Source organism: Gibbsiella greigii, from assembly GCF_039540155.1.
GTDB classification, from domain to species: Bacteria; Pseudomonadota; Gammaproteobacteria; order Enterobacterales; family Enterobacteriaceae; genus Gibbsiella; species Gibbsiella quercinecans.
Genome location: NZ_BAABEM010000006.1, coordinates 273,562 through 285,138 on the forward strand (window position 1 = coordinate 273,562; position 11,577 = coordinate 285,138).

At 58.7% G+C, this 11,577-nt stretch carries 6 protein-coding genes; 4 read left to right on the top strand and 2 right to left on the bottom strand.

The window, feature by feature from the left end:
- Positions 1 to 30 precede the first annotated feature (30 nt).
- Positions 31 to 540, bottom strand: a complete 510-nt coding sequence (locus AC559G_RS04540) for an Lrp/AsnC family transcriptional regulator (protein WP_498911621.1) — start codon at positions 538 to 540, stop codon at positions 31 to 33.
- A 980-nt stretch (positions 541 to 1,520) separates the two neighbouring features.
- On the opposite strand from AC559G_RS04540, the gene AC559G_RS04545 reads away from it, so the two are divergent.
- The 3 genes from AC559G_RS04545 to grxB all read left to right on the top strand — a co-directional run bounded on the left by AC559G_RS04545 (position 1,521) and on the right by grxB (position 9,777).
- Complete coding sequence (locus tag AC559G_RS04545) at positions 1,521 to 7,046, top strand: glutamate synthase family protein (RefSeq protein ID WP_498911623.1); 5,526 nt, start codon at positions 1,521 to 1,523, stop codon at positions 7,044 to 7,046.
- 69 nt (positions 7,047 to 7,115) lie between these two features.
- Positions 7,116 to 8,873, top strand: a complete 1,758-nt coding sequence (locus AC559G_RS04550) for a sulfite reductase subunit alpha (protein WP_416260925.1) — start codon at positions 7,116 to 7,118, stop codon at positions 8,871 to 8,873.
- A 268-nt stretch (positions 8,874 to 9,141) separates the two neighbouring features.
- On the top strand, positions 9,142 to 9,777 hold the full coding sequence (grxB, locus tag AC559G_RS04555) for a glutaredoxin 2 (RefSeq protein ID WP_498911625.1): 636 nt from the start codon (positions 9,142 to 9,144) through the stop codon (positions 9,775 to 9,777).
- A gap of 32 nt (positions 9,778 to 9,809) precedes the next feature.
- On the opposite strand, the gene AC559G_RS04560 is transcribed toward grxB, so the two are convergent.
- The gene (locus AC559G_RS04560) at positions 9,810 to 10,688 is read right to left on the bottom strand and encodes a LysR substrate-binding domain-containing protein (protein ID WP_279022735.1); all 879 of its coding nucleotides are present in this window, start codon (positions 10,686 to 10,688) and stop codon (positions 9,810 to 9,812) included.
- A gap of 207 nt (positions 10,689 to 10,895) precedes the next feature.
- Here AC559G_RS04560 and AC559G_RS04565 point away from each other — a divergent pair, with 207 nt between their 5' ends.
- On the top strand, positions 10,896 to 11,567 hold the full coding sequence (locus tag AC559G_RS04565) for a hypothetical protein (RefSeq protein WP_498911949.1): 672 nt from the start codon (positions 10,896 to 10,898) through the stop codon (positions 11,565 to 11,567).
- Positions 11,568 to 11,577: the final 10 nt, after the last annotated feature.

Genomic DNA, 11,577 nt, shown 5'->3' on the forward strand with positions numbered 1-11,577 from the left:
CCGGGCCTCGGCATTTCCCCTTCTTGAGCCTTAGAAGGTTAACTGCGTGGTGGAAAGCACTTCGCGTAGGCCAATAAAAGAACGGATCTGGCGAACACCAGGCAGAAACAGCAACTGTTCCGCATGCAATCGATTGAAACTCTGGTTGTCCTTGGTGCGGATCATCAAAATATAATCAAACTCGCCGGTAACGACATGGCACTCCATACAACCACTGATCTGCTGCACCGCCGTCTCAAAGTCTTCAAACGAGCTTGGCGTTGAGCGATCGAGCACCACACCAATCAACACCACCAGCCCAGCGTTCAACGCCTGCGGGTTCAGCAACGCGACATAGCCTTTAATCAGGCCGGCCTGCTTCAACCGCTCCACACGCCGTAAACAGGCCGGCGGGCTCAGGCTGACCTTCTCTGCCAGCGCGACATTGGATATGGATGAATCCGCCTGCAGCAGGCGCAAAATCGCCATGTCAAAGCGATCAAGCTCATGCGTTTTTTTTTCCTCGGCGTCCGGGGGCAGAATAGGGAGTTTAGCTTTCATGGTTTCCTCGCTGCGGCATCACAATCGTCAGTATGGCAATCATTTTCCCTGATAACCATTTTTCGTAATTAATGTCAGCATTTTTCCTAAAAGGCGATACAAAACGGATAGAAACCGGGCCAAGACGAACCGTTGTTGTGCTGATGCGAAAAGACTGACCACGGCTATTGACTCACGTTGGCAAAAGACTATCCTTCCCCAACGGCAATCGTGCCTGCCGCTGTGTGCCCCACCAAAACAAAATGCCTTTTCCCTTAAGCCCAAAACGCATAAAGATTCACTTTAAGTGCAAATAAAATCAAATTACCCCCATTAATTTCTCTTATCTGCCGTCGCGTTCTCATTAAATATGACTAAGAAGTTAAAAACAGCGCCATAATGCAAAATCAGGACACGAAGCAGTATCAAACACTACAATCAAGTTAATTATCAGCAGATAAAATCAATATAATAATCATTATCAGTTATAGCGACCATCAGCCAGTATGCCCGCCAACCGCTACAACACCCTCTTTCTACTCAAAAAAACCTTTTATTTCATAACTATAAGTAAAAATTATCCCTAAATGGCCGCAGCCATAATGCCATTTGACCTGCTCTGGGTTTGTCGCTAATTTGGGAGTCCGCTGGAAGGATCCCCGACGGAACAGCGTCTCGTCATATTTATGCAGTAAGCAATTAAAAAGAAGACTCCCTCATCAGGCAAGCCATCACCACTTGTGAGATCGTTTTGAGAGGCCGGAAAAGAGAGCGGCATAACCACTGACGCGTTAGGCATAGCCGGGCTCAGTGAGGGATCGCTCGCGATAAAGGTGCCTGCGATCTGGCGGTGAAGGGGAGTACCCCAGCAGAGCCTGGGGAAGTACGCTCGATGCTCTTTTGTGCGTAGAGCAATGTCAGCGACAATTAATATCTTTATAAATCAATAAGTTGCATGAAATTCACCGAACTGTTCCCATTTCGTGCAAAGGAGAACCCCGATGACAAATCCAAACCCTTATCCCTACGGTCTGTATGATCCGGCCCAGGCCAGCGATAGCTGTGGCGTAGGGTTCATCACCCGTAAGGATGGCACGCAAACCCACGAGGTGCTCAGTATGGCGCACAGCGCGCTGTGTACCGTGCCGCACCGTGGCGGTATGTCAGCAGAAGGCGTGGGCGATGGCGCGGGGGTCAACGTGGATCTTTCTCTAGCCTTTTTCCGCAAACTCACCGGCCTGCCGTTGGAAGCCGGGCGCTTTGGCGTGGGCAACTTCTTTGTGCCCAAAGATCCAGAGCTACGCACCAACGCCGAACGGCTGGTGGAAGACGTGCTCGCCACCTATGGGCTTGGCGTGATAGTAAAACGGGATATCCCGCTCGACACCAGCGTGCTGCGCCCTGCGGCGATCGCTTTCCAGTTGCCTATCGTGCAATGGGTATTTAACGCGCCACAGGGTATCGCCGATCAGAATGCGTTTGAAAAGCACATCTATCGCGCGCTGCTGGATATTGAAGCCCGCGCCTTTACCGAAAGCGAATTTGGCGGCCTCTACCCGCTCTCGCTTTCCTCGCGTACCCAAGTGTTCAAAGCGCGGCTGAACTCCAACGAAGTGATCCCCTATTTTTGCGATCTGACCGATCCGGATCACGCGGTGCACAGCCTGTTCTTCCATACCCGTTTTTCCACCAACACCGATCCGCACACCACCATGGCGCAGCCGTTCCGTTTGATGGCGCACAACGGCGAACTGAACACCGATCGTAAAAACCGCATCGCCGAAGCCGCGCTGGCGCTGGCGCGCGGCAAAAACATCGTGCGGCCCAAGGGGCAGTCCGACAGTTCGCGATTGGACCAAACCATTCACAGCCGCCTGATGGAAGACGATCTGGATCTGATCACCGCCGTGGTGTCGATGATGCCGCCGGCGTGGGAGAACGACGACTCGCTGTCGCCGCAGGTGCGCGCCATGCTGGAATACTTCTCGCTGTATGAAGAGAAGAACGACGGCCCGGCAGCGCTGATTTTCGGCAACGGCGAAGTGATTGGCGCGCGGCTTGATCGCCTGGGCCTGCGCCCGCTGCGCTCCGTGGAAACCGCGGATTATATCGGCGCCATGTCGGAAGCGGGCCAGATCGCCTTCCCGCCGGAAAGCGTGCTGCGCCGCGGGCGCATCGAAGCCGGCGGGATGCTGTATTACGATCACCGGGAAAAACGCAGCTTCACCACGGTGGAAGCGTTGGAAAAACTGGCGGCCGAAAAAGACTACCCAGCGCTGCTGTTACGCGCGCGCGTCACGCTGCAGGATCTGCCGCAAATCCCAGCGGAAAAACAGGGTTCGCCACTGCGCTACAACGGCGATCTGGAACGCTACCAGCGCTTCGTCGCCTACTATTACAATCAAGAAAGCTTCAAGTTCATGATGGACCCGATGCTGGCCACCGGCGCGGAAAAAATTTCGGCCATGGGTTACGGCAACGCCATCAACGTGCTGTCCGATCACGAAGGCGGCGTCGCGCACTATTTCTCACAGCGCTTTGCGCAGGTGACCAACCCGCCGCTGGACTCCATCCGCGAGGCCGACGGCATGACGCTGCGCGTGGCGCTGGGCGCCAAACCCCACCTGGGCCGCAGTAAAGGCCGGCAAATTATCGTGCCCAGCCCGATCCTCACCCACCTGGACATGCTGCGCCTGCGCGAACAGCAGGTGGCGCCCTATGCCCGTTTTGAAATGCTGTATACGCCGGTGATCGGCAGCGATCTCATCAGCCGCGCCGCCAATGCCAACGCGCTGGAAGCCGCGATTGATGCACTGGCGCAGCAGGTGGTGGATTTCGCCCGTGAACAGGGCGGTATCGCGGTGATCACCGATCGCCACATCTCCTCCACCCGCGCCGCCATGCCGATGCTGCTGGTGGTTTCCGCCATCAACCAACGGCTGGTGCAAGAGGGCCTGCGCCTGGATCTTTCGCTGGTCGTGGAAAGCGGCCAGAGCATTTCTTCGCACCACATCGCCGCGGCGTTGGGCTTTGGCGCCTCGGCCATCTACCCATTAGGCGTGCAGATGCGCGCCGAAGAAAAATACGGCGAAGGCGAGGAAGGCAACAAAGCGTTTAAACGCTATGCCAAAGCGGCGGAAAAAGCGCTGATGAAAACCATGGGCAAAGTGGGCCTGTGCACCGTCGAAAGCTACACCTGCGGTGAGTTTTTCGAGCCGAACTTCCTCGATACCAACGATCCGGTGTTGAAAAAATACTTCCCCAACATCAAAACGCCGGTGGGCGGCGCCGGCTTTGCCGCCATCGCCCAAATGACGGTTGACTGGCACCAAAGCGCGCTGAAGGTTAAAGGCGAAGCCGATGTGCCGCTACTGGGGCTGTTTAAAGAACGTGCTGAAGGTGCCGGCCACTCTTACGGCACCATCGCCGTGCGCAGCTTTATCGATATGACGGAGCGGCCGATCCGCTTCGTCGACAAACCGCGTGAAGAAGATCGCTTCATGCGCCTGCTGACGCTGTCCAAACTGGATGACGCCTTTGCGCTTAAACCGGCCGCGTTCGCCCATACCAGCTTTGATCGCCTGTCAAACGCCACCATCGATAACTTCCAGGTGACCCCGGACTACCGCGAGTTCTCGGCCCTGATGGCCCAGGAACGCAAACGCCGCCCGGCCGCGCTACGCGACATTCTGGCATTCCCGGCGGATTTAACCCACATCGACAGCGTGATGGAATTCGGCCGCAAGCTGGGCCGCTATGCGCTGATCAATAACGGGTTTGCGATTCGCGGGCTGGAGTGTGAAAACACAGGCGACGGGCGCTTCACGCTACGCCTGGTGGACGCCGTCGACGGCCTGAAACCCACGGCTGAACGGCTCAAAGCGCTCGGCTTGGCGCTGGTCAACCGCTTCGCCGACGAGATTGAAGAACGCGAAATCGTGGACGATACGCTGCGCCTTCGCGCGCGGGGCGATGCCGCCGATTATCTGGCGCGCATCTTTACCGCGCCGGCGCCGTTGGCGTTAAACGCCGTGCAGCCGGCCAGCGAAATTACCCGCACCTTCGCCTCCGGCGCCATGAGCCACGGCGCGCTGGTGGCCCCGGCGCACGAAGCGGTGGCGCACGGCACCAACATGGTCGGCGGTATGAGCAACTGCGGCGAAGGCGGCGAGCACTATTCCCGCCATGGCACCCTGCGCGCTTCACGCATCAAGCAATTGGCCTCTGGCCGCTTTGGTGTATGGGCCGGCTACCTGGCCGATCCGATGCTGGAAGAGCTGGAAATCAAAATCGGCCAGGGCGCCAAGCCCGGCGAAGGCGGCCAGTTGCCGGCGCCGAAAGTGACGGTGGAAATCGCCGCCGCCCGCGGCGGTACGCCGGGGGTGGAGCTGGTTTCACCGCCGCCGCACCACGATACCTACTCGATCGAAGATTTGGCGCAGTTGATCCATGACTGCAAAGCAGCGCGGGTGCGGGTGATCGTCAAACTGGTGTCTTCAGAAGGCATCGGCACCATCGCCGTCGGCGTGGCGAAAGCCGGCGCTGATGTGATCAACGTGGCCGGCAACACCGGCGGCACCGGCGCGGCCTCAGTCACCAGCCTGAAATACACCGGCCGCGTGGCGGAAATCGGCATCGCCGAGGTGCACCAGGCGCTGTGCGCCAACGGCCTGCGCGATAAAGTCACCCTGCGTTGCTCCGGCGCGCAGCAAACCGGCAGCGATGTGGTGAAATCCGCACTGCTGGGCGGCGACAGCTTCGAATTCGGCACCACCGCGCTGATGATGCTCAAGTGCGTCATGGCGAAAAACTGCAACGTGAAATGCCCGGCGGGGTTAACCACTAACGCCGAAGCCTTCAACGGCGATCCACGCCAACTGGCGCAGTACTTTATGAACGTGGCGCACGAAGTGCGTGAAATTCTGGCCTGGCTCGGCCTGCGTTCGCTGCGTGAAGCGCGCGGCCGCGCCGATCTGCTGCACCTGATGGACCACCCGCGTGAAGTGGGCCAGTTGGATCTGCGCGCCATGCTGACCGTGGTGCCGGAGGTGAAAATCGCGCAACCGGTCTATCTGGAAAAAGACTTCCACCTGGACGAATCCTGGGTGGCGCCGCTGCGCGGCGCACTGGTGGAGCAAGGGCTAACCGATCTGGCGCTGGGCCAGGGCATCACCCTCAACAACCGCTACAAGAGCGTGGGCGGCCAGTTGGCGATCGACATCGAACGGCTGCTCAACCACCAGTTGGATCATACGCAGTTGGCGAACATGCCGGCCGTGTTGCTCGACGATCGCGGCCGCCGCTACCTGCACCCAGGCACCGTGCGTATCACTACATCCGGCTCCGCCGGCCAATCCTACGGCGTATTCTGCAACGACGGCATGCGCCTGCAGCACAGCGGCACCTGTAACGACGGCGTCGGCAAGGGCCAGTGCGGCGGCGAAATCATCGTCACCTCACCGGGCGGCGGTTCACAGGAACCCGGCGGCAACGTGCTGATTGGTAACTTCGCCCTGTTTGGCGCCACCGGCGGCCGGCTGTTTGTGCAGGGCCAGGCCGGCGACCGTTTCGCCGTGCGCAACTCCGGCGCTACGGCGGTGGTAGAGGGCGTGGGGGATTTCTGCTGTGAATATATGACCAACGGCGCCGTGCTCAACCTCGGCACCTTTGGCAAGGGCTTCGGCAACGGTATGAGCGGCGGTTTCGCCTACCAGTACGATCCCTACGGCGCACTGGCCGCGCACGCAGCCGGCGACTCGGTGCTTTACGGCGCCATCGCCGCCGACGATGCCATGGCGCAAGTGCATGAGCAAGCGGTACTGGCGATGCTGCAGTGGCATCTGGAAGCCACCGGCTCCGAGCGTGCCGCCTGGCTGCTGGATAACTGGCAGGCTGAACGGGCGCACTTTGTTTACGTGATGCCGCGCGCGCTGCTGCTGTATCAGGATGCCGGCGAAATTCTCAAGGCCAAGCCGCGCAAAGATCTATTGGAAGAACTGTCCGTCGCGCTGGCGACCCATCAGGTCGCCAAGTTCAAACGCGCATGGCGTGATAACAAAACCATCGCTGGCGGCGCGGTGCCGGGCTATGGCGATACCGACACGGCGGAAATGCTGGTGTTGCTCAACAACTACACCGTGCTGAGCACCGCCCAGCAGTTGGCGCTTTCGCGTTTACCCAAAGGCACCAGCGTAGAAGATCCAGCCGCCCAGAAAGCGGTGCGCAACCTGCTGATGACGGAGGATTTCGCGCTGATGAGCAAACTGCAGCGCCACGGCCGGGCCGCCATCGAACACTACAGCGATGATGAGCTAGCGGCGCTGATCGCCGCCAAACGCGTGGCGGATTACAAGGCGGCGTTGAAGCAGCGCAATATCCGTTCGATGGACAGCCTGGCGACCTACGGCTGGATTATCCATCAGGATGCGCGCAACACACAGACGCTGGGCAGCCTGCCAGACTTCGAAGAGCTGTTTGCAAGCGCCGCGCTGCCTGAACTGGCGGCGACGGTGGGCAAGCTGGCCTGATCGCGTTGCGATGAACAATGAACATTGAATTTACAGAAAACGCAAAGACGGAATTGAGAACCTATATCCATGAAAATACCCTTCATTCCTGAAGACGCACCGTTTAACGGTGAACAGAAATCCTGGCTGGCGGGGTTTCTCGCCGGGCTGCACTCGCGGTTGTTAGTTATTGAAGGCACCCAGCCGGCCGCAGGCAGCGCCGGCACGGCTAATGCGGCACAGCTTCATATCCTGTTCGGTTCCCAAACCGGCAATGCCGAAGCGCTGGCGCAGAACGCCGCCGCCGCGGCACGGGCCAAGGGGATGGTGCCGGTGGTTCAGGCGTTGGGGGAAGTCGATCTTGACGTCTTCGCGACCATGCGTCACGTGCTGATCATCACCTCGACCTACGGCGAAGGCGAAATGCCGGACAACGCCCAGCTATTTTGGGATGCGATTTCCGCCAGCACGGCACCGCGCCTGGAGCAGATGCACTTCGCCGTACTGGCGATTGGCGACACCAGCTATGACGGTTTTTGCCAGGCGGGCAAATTCATCGATATGCGCCTGGAACAACTGGGCGCCAAGCGGCTGACAGATCGCGTCGACTGCGACGTGGAGTACGAACAGCCAGCCAGCGACTGGATCGGCAGCGCGATACCGCAGTTTTCCGCCAGCGCGGGCGGCAGCGGTACGGCGCTCGCCAGCGCCCCAGAGGCCCCGGCGATCCCCGGCAGCAACAAACATAACCCTTATGCGGCGGCCCTGGTCACCAACCAGCGCCTGTCCGGCGAGCTCTCCGGCAAAGACATTCGCCACCTTGAGTTTGATCTGGCCGGCAGTGGGCTTCGCTATGAAGTCGGCGATGCGTTAGGGGTGATCCCGGTGAACGATCCGGCGCTGGTCAATCTGCTGCTCACCCGCCTGAACGTGGCGTATGACACGCCGGTTCCCGGCCATGACAGCAGCCTGGGCGATCTGCTGACCTACCAGTTTGAAATCAGCGAACCGTCACGCAAGCTGATTGAATGGGTCGGCCAATATACGGCCAACGAAGAGCTGCGCCATATTCTGCAGCATGATGATAAAGACACGCTGGCGGTCTGGCTGTGGGGCAAAGACACGCTCGATCTGCTGCAGTTGGATCCCAGCCGTGCGATCGGCGTGCAGGAGTTTGTGGCGCAGTTGCGCCCATTGCAGCACCGCGCTTACTCCATTTCCTCCAGCCAGAAAGCCCACCCCGATCAGGTGCACCTGACGGTGGCTGCCGTACGCTACCACAGCGCCGGCCGGGCGCGTGGCGGTGTATGCTCGACCTATCTGGCCGATCGCGTCCGGCGCGGCGAAAAACCGTCCATCTTCATTTCGCCGAATAAAGCCTTCCGTGTGCCCGCCGACGGCGATGCGCCGCTGATCATGGTCGGCCCCGGCACCGGTATTGCGCCGTTCCGCGCCTTCTTGCAGGAACGCCAGGCCAGCGGCGCCAAAGGCAAAAACTGGCTGTTGTTTGGCGATCAGCACCATCAACACGATTTCATCTACCAGGACGAACTGGCGCACTGGCAGAAAAATGGCCTGCTGACCCAGCTCGATCTGGCCTTCTCACGCGATCAGGCCGAAAAGATCTACGTGCAGACGCGGATGCGCGAACAGGGTGCGGAGCTTTATGCCTGGCTGCAAGAAGGCGGCCACTTCTATGTCTGCGGCGATGCAACCCGCATGGCGAAGGATGTCGATAAGGCGTTGCACCAGGCGATCGCCCAGCACGGCGGCCTTTCCGAAGAAAAAGCCGCGGACTACGTCAACCAGCTCAAAAAGGAAAAGCGCTACCTGCGCGACGTATATTGAGTGGTGCTCACATCCATGGCAGCTCCGGCTGCCATTTTTTACGCCGTCTGCAACTTGAAGTATGAAGGGTATCTACCCAAAATAATTCGAGTTGCAGGAAGGCGGCAACGCAGCGAATCCCCAGGAGCTTACATAAGTAAGTGACTGGGGTGAGCGAGGAAAGCCAACGCACCTGCAACTTGAAGTATGAAGGGTATAGAACAGTATAATGGCGGATAACATTAACCATTACCTACCGTTCGCCAATCACAAACGAGGTCGATCCCCCATGAAACTTTTCATTTACGAACACTGCCCGTTCTGTGTCCGGGCCAGGATGATCTTTGGGCTGAAAGATATTGCCTATGAGCAGGCAGTGATTATGGAAGGCGATGCAGAAACGCCGATCCGCATGGTCGGGCGCAAGGTGGTGCCGATTCTGGCCAAGGATGACGGCAGCTTTATGCCGGAAAGCATGGACATCGTGCATTACGTTGATGCGCTTAAGGCGCCGTTAATCGCCGACCAGCCGGTCGATCCTGCGATCGAAGCCTGGGGCAAAGCCGCATCGGGCGCGATCTTCAAGCTGGCAGTGCCCCGCTTCACCCGCGGCGATTTTCAAGAGCTGGCCACCCCGCAGGCACGCCAGGCCTATCTGGAGCGGGAACAAAAAGCCTTTGGCGATCTGGACGCGCTGACGGCGGAAACCCCAGCGCTGGTCGCGCAAGTGCAGCAAAAACTCGCCGAACTGGAACCGCTGCTGGCAGGAAAAACCGAGGTCAGCACAGCGGACTTTATCCTGTTCCCGCTGCTGCGCTCGTTGAGCATCGTCAAAGACATCAGCTTCGGCCCGAACGCCAGCGCCTATATCACGCGCCTGAGCGCGCAAAGCAAGGTGGATTTGCTTAGCGGGCAGGCAATGTAACCCCCTGATGGCGGCCAGCGCACCGGCCGCCGTTATTCCTCGCCGTATGCCGCCTCTTCCAACAGCCAACGGCAGAACAGGCGAATAGCACGCTCCTCCTTGCGCTGCGCATGCACCATCATCCAGGTGGCGCGATCCACCTCCACAAAGCCCAATGGGGCAACCAACGTCCCTTGCTGGATATCTTTCTTGACCAACATTTGCGGCGTCATGATGATGCCAAGCCCGCTGCGCGCGGCCTGAATAGCCAGCATCAGGTTTTCAAAATGCCGGCCGGCCCAGAAATCCCCCTGGGCGCCGGTTTTCCTGGCCCATTCGGCCCAGGCGTGAACCTTGGTGTCGGCGTGCAATAGGGGCAGCGTGGAAAAATCCGTCGCGTAGGTAAAGGCCTGCGTGAAATCGGGCGCACACACCGGGCCGATGTAATCCACGCTCAGCAACGTGGTTTCGATATCCGGATCCACCGGCCGTTCGTGGCTCAGCAGCAGCACATCGCTATAGCCGCTTTTCAGTTGTTCAATATCGGTACAGGTTTGAAACGTCAGGGGAATATCCGCATGCCGCTCCGAGAAGCGGCCGATGCGCGACAGCAACCATTGGGCCAGAAAGCTTGGCGCGCAGGCGATGGTTAGCGGGCTTGCGCCCTGATTTTTAATCTCATGGCAGGCACGTTCAAGCTCGCCAAAAGCCTGCAAACAGCTTTTTTTCAGCCGTTCGCCGGCCGGGGTGAGGAATACCCGCCCATGGCTGCGGGTAAACAGTGGCGTGGCGAGCTGTGCCTCCAACTGCCGGATTTGGTGGCTGATGGCGCTATGAGTCACGTTCAGCGATTCAGCCGCCAGGCTGAAGTTTTCAAAGCGCGCCGCCTGCTGAAAATAGTGCAGCGCCCGCAACGACGGTAGATCGGCCATACCCCACCCTGTTAGAAAATCTCACATTCAGTGTGTGATTATATCATTACAACCGCAAGCCGAAACGTTTTAGTCTGATTACCAGCAACGGGCCAACGGAGTGACCCAATGCCGTTTTCACACGGGTTCCCGCGCCTCATTTAACCGAAGTACAGCAACATAGACGTGGTAATTATGAGTTCCTCACAGATACAACCCCAGTTAGTTATGTTCACCGGTGGCAGGGATAGCACCCTGGCAGCCTGTTATCTGATGTTACAAGGTATCCCGGTGCATTTATGGTCGGGCAACAGCGGTTGTTCACTGCACCGCGGGATTTTGGCGCACCGAGTGGATGAACTGAAGACCCGGTTCGGCGATCTGGTCTTGGGGCATACCGTTGCAGACATCAGCGGCGCCTTCCGTTCTATCGCCATCGAAAACCTGGAACAGGATATCCTCAACTACCGCAAAAATCTGGTGCTGCTCGGCGAGAAGCTGGCGATCCACGCGCACGTGGTGGATTTCTGCCGCCACCATGGCATTACCACCATCAACGACGGCATCACCCATTACCAGAAAGAGTTCCCGGAGCAGCGGCTGGTTGCCAAAGAGTACCTGGTGGCGCTGATGGCGGAATTTGGCATTCACTACCATTCGCCGATTTACGAATTCGCCCGCTCGGCGGAAGACGTGAAATACCGGCTTTTGCAGCTCGGCATTTCGACTAAATCGCTGGAAGGCATCAGTATTTTCGCCGATAGCTTCACCACCCCCAGCGACGAGGTGATCCTGGCTTATTTGCAGGAAAAAACCCCGCGGGCGATAGACATCATCAATTTCCTCTCCGGCAATACGCTCGTCGATATGGCGGCCAGCCCTCAGCTGACGGCCGTATAAGCAGGAGCAT

Excerpts from the sequence above, each read along its gene's own strand:
- AC559G_RS04550 (WP_416260925.1), top strand. The coding sequence starts at position 7,116 with ATGAAAATACCCTTCATTCCTGAAGACGCACCGTTTAACGGTGAACAG.
- AC559G_RS04565 (WP_498911949.1), top strand. The coding sequence starts at position 10,896 with ATGTTCACCGGTGGCAGGGATAGCACCCTGGCAGCCTGTTATCTGATG.
- AC559G_RS04545 (WP_498911623.1), top strand. The coding sequence starts at position 1,521 with ATGACAAATCCAAACCCTTATCCCTACGGTCTGTATGATCCGGCCCAG.
- grxB (WP_498911625.1), top strand. The coding sequence starts at position 9,142 with ATGAAACTTTTCATTTACGAACACTGCCCGTTCTGTGTCCGGGCCAGG.
- AC559G_RS04540 (WP_498911621.1), bottom strand. The coding sequence starts at position 540 with ATGAAAGCTAAACTCCCTATTCTGCCCCCGGACGCCGAGGAAAAAAAA.
- AC559G_RS04560 (WP_279022735.1), bottom strand. The coding sequence starts at position 10,688 with ATGGCCGATCTACCGTCGTTGCGGGCGCTGCACTATTTTCAGCAGGCG.